At 36.1% G+C, this 15,551-nt stretch carries 14 protein-coding genes and 1 pseudogene; 11 read left to right on the forward strand and 4 right to left on the reverse strand.

The window, feature by feature from the left end:
- Positions 1-449: 449 nt before the first annotated feature.
- Complete coding sequence (locus JNUCC23_RS11095; protein WP_403071536.1) at positions 450-1,181, forward strand: polysaccharide deacetylase family protein; 732 nt, start codon at positions 450-452, stop codon at positions 1,179-1,181.
- A gap of 429 nt (positions 1,182-1,610) precedes the next feature.
- Here the strand turns inward: JNUCC23_RS11095 and JNUCC23_RS11100 are convergent, their stop codons facing one another.
- Entirely contained in the window at positions 1,611-2,099 is a 489-nt protein-coding gene (locus JNUCC23_RS11100) for a low molecular weight protein-tyrosine-phosphatase (RefSeq protein ID WP_454215836.1), read from the reverse strand.
- 172 nt (positions 2,100-2,271) lie between these two features.
- Between JNUCC23_RS11100 and JNUCC23_RS11105 the strand changes: the two genes are divergently transcribed.
- A complete protein-coding gene (locus tag JNUCC23_RS11105; RefSeq protein WP_454216037.1) occupies positions 2,272-2,931 on the forward strand; it encodes an alpha/beta hydrolase in 660 nt (219 codons plus the stop codon).
- A gap of 330 nt (positions 2,932-3,261) precedes the next feature.
- On the opposite strand, the gene guaC is transcribed toward JNUCC23_RS11105, so the two are convergent.
- On the reverse strand, positions 3,262-4,245 hold the full coding sequence (gene guaC / locus JNUCC23_RS11110) for a GMP reductase (RefSeq protein ID WP_454215838.1): 984 nt from the start codon (positions 4,243-4,245) through the stop codon (positions 3,262-3,264).
- 182 nt (positions 4,246-4,427) lie between these two features.
- Between guaC and JNUCC23_RS11115 the strand changes: the two are divergent.
- Both JNUCC23_RS11115 and JNUCC23_RS11120 read left to right on the forward strand, forming a co-directional pair.
- Positions 4,428-4,560 (forward strand): annotated as a pseudogene (locus JNUCC23_RS11115) (spore photoproduct lyase family protein); the annotation flags it as partial.
- A 200-nt stretch (positions 4,561-4,760) separates the two neighbouring features.
- A complete protein-coding gene (locus tag JNUCC23_RS11120) occupies positions 4,761-5,009 on the forward strand; it encodes a hypothetical protein (protein ID WP_454215840.1) in 249 nt (82 codons plus the stop codon).
- Between the two features lie 134 nt (positions 5,010-5,143).
- Here the strand turns inward: JNUCC23_RS11120 and JNUCC23_RS11125 are convergent, their stop codons facing one another.
- On the reverse strand, positions 5,144-6,736 hold the full coding sequence (locus JNUCC23_RS11125; RefSeq protein ID WP_454215842.1) for a helix-turn-helix transcriptional regulator: 1,593 nt from the start codon (positions 6,734-6,736) through the stop codon (positions 5,144-5,146).
- Positions 6,737-6,929: 193 nt separating this feature from the next.
- Here JNUCC23_RS11125 and JNUCC23_RS11130 point away from each other — a divergent pair, with 193 nt between their 5' ends.
- The 7 genes from JNUCC23_RS11130 to JNUCC23_RS11160 all read left to right on the forward strand — a co-directional run bounded on the left by JNUCC23_RS11130 (position 6,930) and on the right by JNUCC23_RS11160 (position 13,907).
- Positions 6,930-8,366, forward strand: a complete 1,437-nt coding sequence (locus tag JNUCC23_RS11130) for an MFS transporter (RefSeq protein ID WP_454215844.1) — start codon at positions 6,930-6,932, stop codon at positions 8,364-8,366.
- Between the two features lie 18 nt (positions 8,367-8,384).
- A complete protein-coding gene (locus JNUCC23_RS11135; RefSeq protein WP_454215846.1) occupies positions 8,385-9,170 on the forward strand; it encodes an SDR family oxidoreductase in 786 nt (261 codons plus the stop codon).
- A gap of 13 nt (positions 9,171-9,183) precedes the next feature.
- Entirely contained in the window at positions 9,184-10,227 is a 1,044-nt protein-coding gene (locus tag JNUCC23_RS11140; RefSeq protein WP_454215848.1) for a zinc-dependent alcohol dehydrogenase, read from the forward strand.
- 22 nt (positions 10,228-10,249) lie between these two features.
- Positions 10,250-11,119 (forward strand): transketolase, encoded by an 870-nt coding sequence (locus tag JNUCC23_RS11145; RefSeq protein ID WP_454215850.1) that lies wholly within the window; start codon positions 10,250-10,252, stop codon positions 11,117-11,119.
- A 3-nt stretch (positions 11,120-11,122) separates the two neighbouring features.
- Positions 11,123-12,106 (forward strand): transketolase family protein, encoded by a 984-nt coding sequence (locus tag JNUCC23_RS11150; protein WP_454215852.1) that lies wholly within the window; start codon positions 11,123-11,125, stop codon positions 12,104-12,106.
- A 13-nt stretch (positions 12,107-12,119) separates the two neighbouring features.
- Positions 12,120-12,245 (forward strand): GapA-binding peptide SR1P, encoded by a 126-nt coding sequence (locus JNUCC23_RS11155; RefSeq protein ID WP_454215854.1) that lies wholly within the window; start codon positions 12,120-12,122, stop codon positions 12,243-12,245.
- A gap of 201 nt (positions 12,246-12,446) precedes the next feature.
- Positions 12,447-13,907 (forward strand): aldehyde dehydrogenase family protein, encoded by a 1,461-nt coding sequence (locus JNUCC23_RS11160; protein WP_454215856.1) that lies wholly within the window; start codon positions 12,447-12,449, stop codon positions 13,905-13,907.
- A 211-nt stretch (positions 13,908-14,118) separates the two neighbouring features.
- Here the strand turns inward: JNUCC23_RS11160 and guaD are convergent, their stop codons facing one another.
- Positions 14,119-15,486 carry a guanine deaminase gene (guaD, locus tag JNUCC23_RS11165; RefSeq protein WP_454215858.1) on the reverse strand — a complete coding sequence of 456 codons (1,368 nt, stop codon included), beginning with the start codon at positions 15,484-15,486 and terminating at the stop codon, positions 14,119-14,121.
- Between the last annotated feature and the right edge of the window lie 65 nt (positions 15,487-15,551).

The following is a 15,551-nucleotide window of genomic DNA, read 5'->3' on the forward strand; positions in this document are numbered from 1 at the left end:
TATCTATCGTTTATCGTGTCAGGTGCACGCCATATAAACGATAGATAGTAGAGGTGAGGTCTGACTCTTCGTTTTGGACACCTTTTTTAATTTTATCCCGGTTTAACAGGCTGCAATACCGCTACTGATGGAGGTTTCACTTTATCTTTGTTTCAGAGCTAACCGATTACTTGGGTTTATATTACATTCTGGGAAGTCTTTTTGCATTTTCAATATTATTAAATATTTCTTCAGCTTTTCCATTGCCGTATACGCCCCAGGATTCTGCACCTTACATCAAAGGAGGATAAAAAACTCTTTTTCAAACCTAGGTTTGAATTTTTTGTGATGATCAAAACTGATATAAATAGTAGAAGGAATAAAATCTAGGTAAAATTATTATAGAACCAAGTTGTTTTGGAATAATAGTTGAGAAAGGTATAAATTAGGATGCAAAGCGAGGGAGTTTTATGAAAAAAATTACAGTGATTTACTTGTGTCTGCTGATCTTATTTTTTCCATCACAAATATTTGCAGAGCGGAAAGTTCCTATCTTAATTTATCATTCAATCGATGAGTATAAAGGTAACGGTACGAAAGATTTATATGTAACCCCGGAGAATTTCGAAAAACAAATGATGTATTTACGAGATCAAGGCTACACATTATTAACCTTTGATCGGTGGCAAGATATTTCTCAAGTAAATAAACCCATTTTTATTACCTTCGATGACGGATATAAAAATAATCTTAATGCATTTGAAGTATTCCTTAAACTGGAAAACGAAAAATTTAAACCTACTGGCACCATTTTTGTTATTTCCGACTTCATCGGTCGGCCTCATCGATTAACGAAATCGGATTTAAAAATGTTGACTGATTCAGGTATAATCTCAATTCAATCACATACTGCTACTCATCCTGATTTGACGAAAATAAAAAATTATGAATTTGAGCTGAAAGGGTCCAGAGATAAAATTCAACAAATAACAGGAAAGCCAGTTATTGCTCTTGCGTATCCGTATGGAAATTTTAATGATAAGGTCGTATCAGAAACGAAAAAGTACTATTCGTTTGGTCTTACGACAACTCCTACATCATATACTGAGATTGGTTTAAAAGACGAACTTTTTCTTTTACCCCGAATCTATGTGAAGTATTCAACGACTATTAATGAATTTGCCGAGTTAGTTGACGAATAATGAAAGTGGTTGCTGTATTGCTTAAACGCTTTTCTATTGCATTAAGGCCATAAGTTTATAGTGTTGGAAATGTTAAGTGGTAAAAGAAAGAGAAAATTATTAGGTAGATGTTAACAGGAGCACTACAGCAGAACATAGTGGCTAAGTGATAATTGATGGAAGGAATAGATATGGATTTGAGCTAGTAAAGTTGAATTTAGAAGTGATGCGTAACAGCTAAGACAAAACCATTTACTAAAAAAATAACCAACAATATTCGCTTAAAAGCCAAGTAAAAAACAAACAAAATATATCGTGAGTCTAAAAAGGATCTGAGTAGATGAAATGGAATCGAATATTTAATTTTAGCACGATGGAGAGGTAAAGGGGCTACTAATATGTTTAGAGAGAAATAAGCAAATAGGGAAGAGGACAGCGACCACCCGATCATTACACTCGGTGGTCGCTTATTTTGTTAAATTGATTCTCTATCTTAATTTTCACAAGTAATTCTTTGCAACCGTCCGTGATGAGGTCATATGTTTCCTGAAAGTCACCTGTATAATATGGGTCTGGGACATCCATTATATGATTTGTTAAGTCGAGAAGACGGATAATCTTCGGATGATTAGGTTGTCCTGTCATTTCATATATGTTTTTTATATTGCTATTATCCATGCCTACAATGTAGTCAAACTTCTCAAAGTCTTCTTTTATCAACTGACGTCCTGCAAGACCTTTTGATGAGATTTTGTATTTTTCTAAAATGGAAAGTGTGCCTTTATGCGGTGGGGCACCAATATGCCATGAACTTGTCGCAGCGGAATCCACAGTAACTTTTTCGAGCAGTTTCTCTTTTTCAAGTAAATCACGGAATAATGCTTCAGCCATCGGTGAACGACAAATGTTACCTAGACAAACGAATAAGACATTAATCATATATATGACTCCTTTTTTAATTTAGTAAAAATGGGAATGGTTTTTAAGAAGAATTTCTCTTACTAAATACTTATTTTGTTCACAATATTATACCACAATTTGAAAAAATAAGAAGTTAAGCGATATCTAACTAAAAAAGTATTCACCTCCAGAAGGTTTTCCTGTATTTCACATCCTTGATGGTGCTCATTATTTTTATATTGCGAGAGATGTAATCAGACTACAAAGTAAAAATACTCTTAAAACAAAAGTTTCTCAAGCCATTATTGTAGGTATAGGTCATCAAGAACAAGATACAATAAAGCGGCATTTTTATGATTTTACTGCACCTGCTGACGAATATAACTATCCGGTTCGACTACAAGGCAAAGATATGGGTCCACATGGAGGAGATGATTTCTTAAACTTTTTAAAAGTAGAATTACTTCCATATATCAACAAAGAATATCGAGTTAATCGCGAGAAACAAGTCCTTTATGGACATTCACTAGCTGGGTATTTCACATTATATACTTTAATTAAAGAACCTAACTTATTTAGTTGCTTTCTCGCGATAAGTCCATCTATTTGGTGGAATAATTATGAAATATTCCAGTATTTGAAGGATGGTATTCCAAATAACTTAATGAATATAGCTGAGAACTTATTTATCGCAGTAGGAGAGTTAGAAACATTTATGGTGGATGATGCAAACGATTTACAACAACGATTAACGGCTATTAATACATGTCCAGAATTATATATAGCATTAGATGAAAACCATGCATCTGTAGTACCAACGACGATGAGTCGAGCTATCCGAGCTTGTTATTACTTGAAGAGTAATAACTAAATATATGTATCTAAAAAGAGTTGTTTAAGAAGCTATTATAGTTCATCATGCTTATATTGAATTATTGATAGTTAGATAGAATCCTAGCGTCGATAGAGAGGGGATAAATTACGGGATTGACACCTGTTGGATCTTATAGAAATTGTAGGCGTAGGGGAGAAGAGGGATTAAAACTAAAAACAATTCTTCTACGGCAGGAATAAATGAAATTGCTGTACTGAAAGGGATCCCTTTTAAACTAAAAGGTGAGCAAGTACCAAAGTAACTTGCTCACCAATTCGTGGAATAGAATATTCTAAATTCAATTAATTTCAAATTGATTTTGAATGATTAATAGACTTTATCGCCGTTAAATATTGAATTCTTAACTACGACATAATCGACATTGCGGATTGCTTCTAACTTATTTCCACCAGCATAAGAAATAGAGGATTGAAGATCTTGTTCCATTTCATTTAGCGTATCTTCTAAAGCACCTTTATGCTCCATTAACATTTTTTTGCCTTCTACATTTTTCTTTTCACCTTTTTGAAACTCTGAAGCTGAGCCAAAGTATTCTTTATAAAGCTTGCCATTTTTCTCAATTGTTTGTCCTGGTGATTCTTCATGTCCAGCAAATAATGAGCCAATCATGACCATCGATGCACCAAATCTAATTGATTTAGCAATATCACCATGTGTACGAATTCCTCCGTCAGCAATAATCGGCTTGCTTGCTGCCTTTGCACACCAACGTAGTGCCGCTAATTGCCAGCCACCAGTTCCAAAGCCAGTTTTAATTTTAGTGATACATACTTTACCAGGTCCAATTCCCACTTTTGTCGCATCTGCACCAGCATTTTCTAATTCTCTTACTGCTTCTGGAGTTCCAACATTTCCAGCAATAACAAAACTTTGTGGTAAGTGTTTCTTAATATGTTGAATCATCTCAATCACCGCATTGGAATGACCATGTGCGATATCAATCGTAATATATTCCGGTGAAAGCTGTTCATCGGATAGTTGTTGGATGAAATCGTATTCTTCATCTTTAATACCAACACTTATAGATGCGAATAATCCACGTGATTTCATATCTTTAATAAAAGAGCGTCGTTTCTCTGGTTCAAAACGATGCATAACATAGAAGTAACCATTTTCCGCTAAGTAAATTGCAATGTTTTCATCTATAATAGTTTGCATATTTGCAGGTACAACCGGCAACTTAAATGTATGTCCACCTAATGTTACAGTTGTATCACATTCAGATCGGCTATTCACTATACATTTCGCAGGAATTAATTGAATATCTTCATAATCAAACACATTTTCCATGGTTTACACCCCTAAATACGAATATTGAAGTTTATATAAAATAAAATTGTTCGTCCAAATGGTAATTTACCTTATTTTCATCAGTATGTCAAATGTTTTATACCATATTATGTACATGGCATACAGAAATTAATAATTTATATGAAAAAAGTATTTTTTGAGATCTAGAGTAAAAATTTTAGAGAAGGTATAAGTGGGGGAAATATGGAATCGGAAAATACATCTATCAAACAGAGGAAAAAGAGGATATAAAAAATCATCTACACGTATATTTAGAAACTCTTTCTAAATGCAAAATTAGAATATTGTACATAAATATCAAATAGTCCTGATTTTGTAAGGAATACTTCAACAACAAAATGTTAATAGAATTCACCGTTTATCATGTCCACATGTAGGCATAGATAGTAACTACTCAGACCCCTTGTAATTTTTAAAAAATAATCCTGCCTTCACGTTTGATTTCTTGATAACTAGTGAACACTTGAAATATTAAATCAAAGGAGGTGAAGGGTATGAACTACAAACAGTTTTTAGACATTTATCATCAAGGACCTGAGGAAGTCTATCGTTTACTCAAAACGTATGAAAAAAGAATCGAATCTTTAGGTGGACAACTTCAAGTGATTTCTAATCGTGTTTCTACTCTTGAACTTCAGTCTAAAAAAACTCTACAAATAGCCATAAGCCACCTTCATTCGACAGACTTCATAAGCCGAAAACAAAGAGTTTACGCTGAAAAAGCAAAAAAAGAACCTGTTTGAATCCATTAAACAAGTGATAAAAACAGGAGAAATAGAATTGTTTGAAATATAGTTTACGAGGTAATTCGTGAAAAATTACCTCTATTTGTATTGTTTTGGATAGGGATCTGAGTAGTTACATATATTTTTAAAAATTATACATATTCCCCTTTTACAAAATGTTTTTTGTATTGCATAGGTGTAAGTCCAGTGACTTTTTTAAAAGTTTTTGAGAAATGTTTCACATCAGAAAAGCCAACGTTTATAGCAATATTACTAACTAGCTCATTACTTGTTTCGATCAACTCCTTTGCTTTTTGAATACGATAGGTAATTAAATATTTTCTAGGGCTAATCCCCATTTCTTTCGTAAATATTTGGCTCAAGTATGAGTGATTCATATTTAAGTATTCTGCAATTAGGTTCATCGAAATATCTTCGTGATAATGGTCATGAATAAAGTCTATTGCTTGAAGGACAAGCTGATTTTTAATCAAATAACGATTTGAAATTTCACCTCGTAATAGATGAATTGATTCAATGAAATTTGTATATTTTTGTTCAATTGATGAATATAGCAGCTCTTGGGGTGAATGGTTTTCCAACTGGCGATTTTTATATAAACCACCGAATTTTTCTAGCAATGCTGCAGAAATCGTTGTATGACAATAATAGTATAAATCATAGCTTAAGCTTGGTTTAATCATATTCAAAAAAAGGTCTTCAAGCAATAGCTCTAATCCAGGGTCAGTTAAATTGTGGTTAATCAATTCTTTTATCTGCTGCAAGTGATCATCTATTTCATTGTAGTCAATTTGATACCGTGATGACTTAATGAGTTCAGGCGTTAGAAATTCTGCTTCTCTGTAAAAGAAGGTGTATTTTTTTAACCGATGGTACGATTCATATGCAAGTCGGACATCTTCAATCTTTTTGATAGATGAACTTCGATAACGAAACGCTGTTTTACAGTTTAAAACAGCATTTAAATTCTTCATCAATTCTCCCATTTTTTGAATACGGTTTGCTTCACTATAAGAGGGTATATCGTTAATAATCAAACATAGAAGAGTCGGATTGATATAAAAGACTTCACCACCATTATAACGATCTAAAACAGTTTGACATTCTTCACAAAGCTTTTCACCTACGTAATAATAGATGTTTTTGTTTAAGTCATGGTCAATATATTCAATGTCCATTAAATTCCATAAACACAAAAAGAAACCGCTGTCATTTAGTTTGAAAGAAATTTTTCTTTTGTAATACATAAACTCTTGTTTCGTAACTCCTCGCAAAATTTCATTCATGTATTCTGTTTTTTCCAGTTTTTCTAAACGTGAGCTCATAATTGAATTGGCTGTAGCGCTTTCTCCAATGTAATAAAACTGACAATCATAATATTTTTGAAGAGCTGTTGTGAAAAAAAATTTTAGTTTTTCAAGCAAAACCGTATCAGGATGAGTCGTGGTAGAATAGGCAATTTCATTATCTGATATCGATGTGAATGCAAATAAGATGGGTGATACATTTGCTTCTGCTAAATCGGCAAAAAAGTTTTGGACATGGTAAATTGGCGTAGTAAGCTGAAAAATGACAACGTCAGCCCTTAATTCGATGATTTTGTCAACTAACATTTCATAAGAAGAACTGTAAGTGATTTCGAAAATGTTGTTGTGAAGCTGGGCAAATTCACATAACAATTCATTAAACTTTTCCTCTGTGTATATCACAATACTTGCAGTCAACGTATACCAGCTCCTAGTAGTAATGAAAAATCCAATACCTTCATTCATTATAAGATTGTCTGTTGGGTTTATCAAATTATTTAGAAAAGTAAAAAAACAACACTTATATCTAAAATAAACACGTTTTTTATGAAAACGTATTCATTATAATTCATATTAAGGTAGATGCTTCAACAAACAAAGGGGGGAGACAATGAACCAAAATGCTACTGCTCAAAAACAAGAAGAAACATTAACAGATTCAAGGGGGTATATTAAAACAAGTCCTAAACCAGGTTTTTACAAGTTAGAAAGAAAAGAAGTTTTTGGTTATTCTTTAGTTGATTTTGCAATGAATCTCATGTTTCAAGCAGTACTTATGTTTATTACTTTTTACTATACAGATGTATATGGACTAACAGCTGTCGAAGTATCATTGATGTTCCTATTATCAAGGTTTTGGGATATGATCAACGATCCTATGATGGGGGCGGTTGCAGAGAGATTAAAGCCTAAAAAAGGAAAATATAAACCCTATATTTTATGGGGGGCTGCACCTTACGCATTATTGGCAGTTTTAACATTTACAGTGCCAGATATGGGTCACGCTGGGAAATTAATTTGGGCGTATGCCACTTATAATTTACTAAACATGTTGTACACGTTCATCATTCAGCCTTACATTTCATTAACAACTGTCATGACAGCAGATCCACAGGAAAGAACGAAATTGAACTCGTTTCGTATGGTGTTTGCACAAAGTGGTGGTGTTGTAGTTGCAGTGTTTATTCCGTTTTTATCGGCTTACTTTGGGCAAGGGGATCAGGCAAAAGGGTATCAATTAACCGTTATGCTCTTATCGGTTATAACTGTAGCTCTTTTGATTTACGGTTTTACAACAATTAAAGAACGAATTGAATCGACATCACATCTTGATCCTGTCAAGGTAAAAGACATATTTATTCAGTTAATGACAAATCGTCCAAGTATTGTTTTGTTCCTATTATTCCTCGGTGTGTATGGGTTTAATACAGTTGCTTCAGCTTCAGGTATTTACTATATGACGTACAACGCAGACCGTACAGATCTTATCGGTTGGTTTTCGTTATTAAATGTATTGCCATCAGTAATTGCAGTTCCATTTGTGCCAATGCTTGTACGCAAAATAAAAAAGAAAAACACAGTCGCATTAGGTTTGATTATTGCAGGACTCGGCTCTTTAGCACTTTATTTCATCCCTGTTTCAGCAGTAGCACTAATGATGGTGGCCAAAGGAGTCGCATCATTCGGTTACGGGTTATTGATGGGGATCTTATGGTCGATTATTCCCGATGCTGTAGAGTATGCAGAATATAATACAGGCAAGCGCTATCCTGCAATTGTCTACACTACAATTGGTCTCGGATTAAAAGCATCGATGACTATCGGTGGTGTTATTCCAACCTGGGTATTGGCAAGCGTAGGTTATGTACCTAACACTGCACAATCCACAGAAGCACTGGGAGGTATTTTATTCCTTGTTGCTGGATTGCCGGCCATCATTTGTCTTGTTACACTCGTCATCTTTATGGCGTTCTACAACTTAACAGAAGAGCGTGTCGAAGAAATAATGAACGAGCTAGCCGTTCGTAACGCAGCAAAAAAACAATAGAATCGGAGGTTGTTAGTTTTGGAAAATAATTTGAATAATTTTTCTCTGAATGCATTTTCTCTAAAGGGAAAAATCGCAATCGTCACAGGCGCAAATCAAGGGCTCGGCATGGCATATGCCGTAGCTTTTGCAAAAGCTGGTGCCGATTTATATATTCCGCATTTTACAGATGATGTGTCAGAAGTGAAGGAATTAATCGAAGCAACAGGTCAAAAAGTAGCATTTATCCAAGGGGATTTGACAGATAAATCTTACGTTCAAAGAGTTGTAGAAGGTTGTATAAATGAATACGGGAAAATTGATATTCTCGTGAATAATGCTGGTGTTGGGATTTTTGCCGACTTTATGGATTATCCAGACAATGCATGGGAAAAAGTGATGGATATTAACTTAAATGCCGTGTACTACTTGAGCCATCTTGTTGTGAAAGAAATGGCAAAACAGAAATCTGGAAAAATTATCAACATTTCTTCGGCACTTGCTTTTACTGCTGATAAAAATTGTCCGCCTTATACAACAAGCAAGCATGCAATTGTCGGTTTGACGAAAGTATTCTCAAATGAAACCGGCAAATATAATATTCAAACAAATGCGATTGCACCAGGATTTTTGGAAACAGAAATGACAAAAGGCTTAAAAGAAGATGAAGGCTTTTACAATAAAATAGTTGATCGCGTTCCTGCTGGACGTTGGGGAGTAGCAGCCGATTTAATGGGTACGGCAGTTTTTTTAGCCAGCAGTGCTTCTAATTATATCAACGGCTGGACAATTAATGTAGATGGCGGATTTACAACTACACTTTAGGAGGGCAAATATAGTGAAAACTATTGCAGCTGTAAAGATTGGCAAATTAAATGATCCTAATGAAGAAACAAGAGGCCGAGTCGATGTCATTGATCTTCCGGAACAGATTCTTGGTGACGAAGATGTCAAAATTCAAATAGCGTTTTGCTCAATTTGTGGGTCTGACCCGCATCTAGTGGAAGGAGCATTCGGTTGGGTTCCTCCATTCGGTCTAGGTCATGAAGTATCCGGCGTTATTGTAGAGCTTGGGCCAAAAGCAACGAAAAAAGGACTTAAAGTGGGTGACAGGGTAGCTGGAAACTTTCTGAAGTTTTGTGGAACATGCTACTACTGCTTAGACGGCCAAGAACAATTTTGTGAAAATGTACATGATTATAATCGACCAGGCATGTCTGAATATATCGTCTGGCATGAATCACAAGTTTGGAAAGTTCCTGACAATGTGCCACTTGAACAAGCGTGTTTACTTGAACCCGTTTCAATTGCTGTTCGAATTGTTGACAAAGCGAACATGAGAGTAGGACAGCGTGTTGCGATTTCTGGAGGTGGTCCAATCGGTTTGCTGACGCTTCAAATGCTAAAAAGATTTGGCGCTACTTCGTTAACGCTGATTGAACCAATAGAAGACAGACGCAATTTAGCGAAATCATTCGGAGCAGAGCATGTCATCAATCCGATTGCAGAGGATGTTAAAGAAACAGCGAATGCGATCACAGAGGGTCGTGGATTTGATGTCGTCATCGAAGCATCGGGATCTCCGCGTGCAGCGAATGTAGCAGTCGATATTGCATCGCGCGGGGGGACTGTTTTATACATTGCAATGTTCCCGAAAGAGTATGTAATGCCGCTTAATCTTTATGAAAAATGTTATATGCAAGAATTAACGATTTCAGGTATTTTTGTTGCACCGTATTCATTCCCACGGGCAATCCAAATGTTACCTGAACTTGATTTGGAGCCTTTTACACAACAAATTTTCCCGCTAGAGCGAGGCGTAGAGGCTTTTGATGCCCATATGAGTGGAAAATATCCGAAAGTGCTCATTAAGTGTAACTAATAACTAACGAGGAGAGGTTAAGATGAACAGTACCGTAAAAGAATTAACGATCCAAGAGCTAGAAGATAAAGTAATTGATATTCGCAAAAATTTATGTACCTATATTTATCGAATTGGGATTGCAGGACATTTAGGTGGTGAATTGTCTGTCGCTGATATGGCGGTCGCTCTTTACTATAAATATATGAATTATGATCCGAAAAATACTGAAATGCCAGATCGTGATCGTTTTATATTAAGTAAAGGTCATTGTGCAGAAATACTTTATACCATTTATCAGGATATGGGTATGTACACAATGGACTATATGGTTGATCATTTTGAATCACTTGATACAGCTGTATTCAGTATGCACCCAAACCGAAAATATATTGATGCTATTGAAGCATCTACTGGTTCACTCGGGCATGGTATGCCACTTGCAACAGGATTAGCTCTTGGTGCGAGAATGTCGAATGAAAAATGGCGGACATTTTGCATAATCGGTGATGGTGAGCTTCAAGAAGGTACCAACTGGGAAGCATTTATGACAGCTGGACATAATCAGCTTGGGAATCTTGTGGCGATTATTGACAAAAATGATTTACAAATGTCTGGACCAACAAGTCAAACGAATTCGATCAATCCACTTGATGATAAAATGAAAGCATTTGGCTGGGAAGTCATTGAGATTAATGGAAATGACATGAGTGAAGTTTGCATGGCACTTGAATCACTTCCACCATCTGATCCACAAATTCGCAGAAAGCCAATTTGTATTATTTCAAATACAACAAAGGGTAAAGGCGTATCGTTTATGGAAAATGTCGTAGGTTGGCATGCAGGTTCTTTGAACAAAGCAGATTTGGAAAAAGCACTTGAATCTATCGAAAACACAAGAAAGGTGAGATAAATTATGGCTGTAGAAGTGAGCTTGAACTTTGATCAAATGTTGTCATCTGCACGAGAGGTATACGGAACTGAATTGAGAAAAATGGCAGACGAAGGAATGGAATTTGCGTTTGTTTGTTCAGACAACGTAGCTCCATCTTCTGAAGTCGGTAAACTGATGAAAGAGTACCCAGAACGCTGTGTGAATGTTGGAATTGCTGAAGCAAATCAAGTAGGTGTATCTGCGGGTCTTGCTTTATCAGGAAAAGTCGTATTTGCCCAAGTATTTGGGCCGTTTTTACCACTTCGTGCAGCAGATCAAATCCACGCTGATATTGCTTATAATGATGTACCAGTTCGATTAATCGGTACTCATGCAGGCGTAACATCAGGTGGAGGACCGACACATAATGCAATTGCCGATTTATCTTTTTACCGTGCCGTACCAAACCTAACAGTTGTTTGCCCAGCTGATGCAAATCAATGTGCTAAGGTTGTTAGACAATCAATGGACTATCCTGGTCCAATGATTATCCGGATTGCACGCGGTGCTGAGCCAGACGTTTATGCAGATAATAATTACGAATTTGAATTTGGTAAATCTATTACGATAAAAGAAGGAACAGATTTGACTTTAATCGGTACTGGAAGCAGTGTGTATTGGTCATTAAAAGCAGCGCAAAAATTAGAAGAGTACGGTATTCATGCTAGAGTAATAGACATGCATACAATTAAACCCTTTGATGAAGCAGCCGTTCTAAAAGCAGCAACTGAAACAGGATGCGTCATTACTGTTGAAGATCAAAGTATAAATGGTGGACTTGGAGGTGCTGTAGCGGAAATCATTGCAGAATCAAATATCCCAACGAAGTTTAAACGCATTGGCTTACCAGACGAATTTGCCGTATTAGGAGAGCCAAATGAAGTATATAAATATTATGGAATGGATCCAGAGGGTATAGCGAAAACAGTTCGTGAATTTTTTACAAGTAAAGAAAATAAATTTTAAAAGGACTGAAACGATGACTCAACTCGTTTGTCAACAATGTGAGCAGACGATGGAATTTATACCAGGGGAGAAAGTTAGCATCTTATATGGACAATGTACAAGTTGTGGTCAAGAAAAGAGAGATACTGAAGAAGAATAGAAGGAAAATAAAAGTGGTAAATAGCCGACAAGATAAAACTGTTTGGTCTTGTCGGCTTTCGATCCATTTAACTTTTGGATTTGAGTAATTAAATATCAAGCAATTGATTGTAGCTACTGATTATTTAGATCTAAATAGATTACAAATTAACCAATGTATTAATGGTTACACTTACATTCTGTGGTTGAAAGGGGAATGAGTATGCAGCGGTTTGAAACATTAACTAAAAGCTATATTAACGGCGAATGGGTAAGTGGTAACAGCGGCCGTATATATAAAGACTTAAATCCGTATGACAATTCGGTTATTGCAGAAGTGAATATTGCATCAAAAGTGCAAATGGAACAAGCATTTGAAACTGCTGCTGTCGCGCAAAAAGAATGGGCAAAATCATCTGTAGAAGAGCGGAAAGTAGTTATTGAAAAAACTGCTGAGTACTTAAAAGAAAATCGTGAAGAAATTGTTCATCTCATCAGTCTAGAAACAGGCGGAACGATATTAAAAGCGAATATCGAACTTCATCTCACACTTGAGGTACTCGAAGAAGCGCTAAATTATGCTGATGAAATTGGTGTTGTTCGTGAAGTCACAACTGGTATAGAAGGAAAAGTGAATCGTATTTATCGTCTTCCTTTGGGCGTCATTTCGTCTATTTCTCCATTTAATTTCCCTATGAATTTATCCATGCGTACAATCGCACCAGCAATTGCGCTGGGAAATGCAGTGGTTCATAAACCGGATATTCAGGTCGGACTCGTCGGGGGTGTTGTACTCGCGAAAGCATTTGAACACGCAGGGCTTCCCGCAGGAGTTTTCAATTTACTATTAACAGATGTTGAAGAGATTGGTGAAGATATGTTGACACATCGAATTCCACGTTTAATCAGCTTTACGGGTTCAACAGCTGTCGGGCGTCGGATTGGTGAAATAGCTGGCCGCAATTTAAAGAGGGTTGCGCTTGAACTTGGAGGTAATAGTCCGTTTGTTGTGTTATCTGATGCAGACATTGAGCAAGCCGTAGACGCAGCAATATTTGGTAAATATATTCATCAGGGACAAATTTGTATGATTATTAACCGGATCATTGTGCATAAAGATTTGTATAGAGTATTCGTCCAAAAATTTGTTGGACGTACAAAGAAATTGACTACTGGTAATCCACAGGATCCAAATACTATAATTGGACCACTTATTAACGAACACCAGATTGAAAAAGCGCTCGGTTTTGTAGAAGAGGCGAAAAATGAAGGTGTTACCGTCGCACTTGAAGGAAAACGTGAAGGAAATGTACTGACACCTTTCATTTTTATAGATGTAAAAAATGATGGAATAATTGCTCAAAAAGAATTGTTTGCACCAATTGCGCTCATCATTAAAGCAGACAACGATCATGAAGCCATGGCAATGGCAAATGATACGCAGGCGGGTTTAAGCTCGGCTATTTTCACAAACGATCTTGAAAAAGGGGAGCAATATGCCCTAAAGCTGGATACAGGAATGACACATATCAACGATCAAACAGTCAATGATGCTCCAAATATTCCATTCGGTGGTAACAAATCAAGTGGGATGGGCCGGTTCGGAAACCCTTGGGTCGTCGACGAATTTACAACGATGAAATGGATATCTGTGCAGACTAAAGCTAGACAATTTGCTTTTTAAGATATAAATCATCACAAAAAACTGCAAAATGAATTATAAAAAAAATCCTACAATTGTTGTAGGATTTTTTTCCTTTAGTTAGCGAAGTGGTTTTATTAAAAATCGAACACACCTGAATTGATAAAGTATGGTCTTCATACTTTTCAATCAAAATATCAAGTGCTTTACCACAAATCTTGGGTAAGTCCCTAATAAAATGAAATTCACTCTATTACATACGTGAATGAACTTTTTCGCCTTGTACCCAGACTTCACGAATGTTCTCAGGTCGAACAAGATACATGATCTTTTGGAAGACATCATGTAAATCTTCAGTTGCATGAAAAATAGGTAGTTTTGCAGAATCTAATGTAGTGTCGATGATTTGTACATCCCAAGCATAGTTTTCTGTCAAGCGACCGATTGGCAAGCTTAAACTTTCACCACCACCAGCAGTTGCGAAATAAAACGCTTCATTAATGGTGATACGTGAATCTGGTACACCTCGTTCATTGGTAGGAAGAACTGTATTAACACCGTCTTCTAACATTCTTGATGACATTACAGCCTGTCTAGCATTATCGAAAAGACTAGGTGAAAAACCTCCAGAAATATCGGATCCTAAACCAATTTCCACACCTTTTGAATGTAAATGGGCGATTGGAATAACGCTATTAGCAAAGTATGCATTTGAGATTGGACAATGGCAAACAGCAGTGCCTGTTTCAACAAATAAATCTGCATCGTCATCATCTAAGAAATTACAATGTGCCATGACAGACTTATCGCGTAATAGACCGAAATCATGTAGAGAAAATGCATCATTCTTCTTGAAGCGATCTTGTACATAACCATGCTCCCAATCACTTTCACTGCAGTGCGATTGGACGTAAGTGTCATACTTAGCCGCTAATTCCCCTAAACCTTTTAACGCACTGTCAGTACAACTCGGAATAAAGCGTGGCGTAACTACTGGGTAAACACCTTGTTTCGATGATTTCGCTAATTCTTTGACAGCTAAAATAAATTCCTCTGTATCCGCTAATGCCGTTTGCGTATCAATGTCACGATAATATTCCGGGTTTTGTTCGGGATTATCCATAACAACTTTCCCAACTAAACCGCGTTGTCCTTTTTCAGCGCATATTTCGGCAAGTAATAAACTTGCTTCTTTATGAACAGTTGCAAAATAAAGTGCCGTAGTTGTCCCGTTTGCTAGTAGGGTGCGAACTACATCTTGGTAGACATCTTTTGCAAAATTTACATCCGAAAATTTAGACTCAAGCGGGAAAGTATAAGTGTTTAACCAATCATAAAGTGGAATGTCTAAAGCGGTTCCTGCTTGGGCCCATTGAGGCGCGTGAACATGAAGATCGACAAAGCCAGGTAAGAAGTACTGACCTTCTTCTAAACAATGGAAGTTTTCTTCTCCTTGATAAGTATCTAATAAGATTTGATAGTCGACATTTTCTGGAGCAACGACTTTTTCAATCATTCCTTTATCATTAATACAAAAGAGATAATCTTTTAAAATTTGTACTTCTTTTGGTGAATTGCTGGAAAAAGCAGTCCCTTGGAAAATTTTTGTATATTTTTTCATTTTTTACACCTTATTATTCGTATTTTGGAAACATAATTGCTATTATAGGGCATTTAAAATACGAA

The sequence above is a fragment of the Peribacillus sp. JNUCC 23 genome, assembly GCF_053653995.1.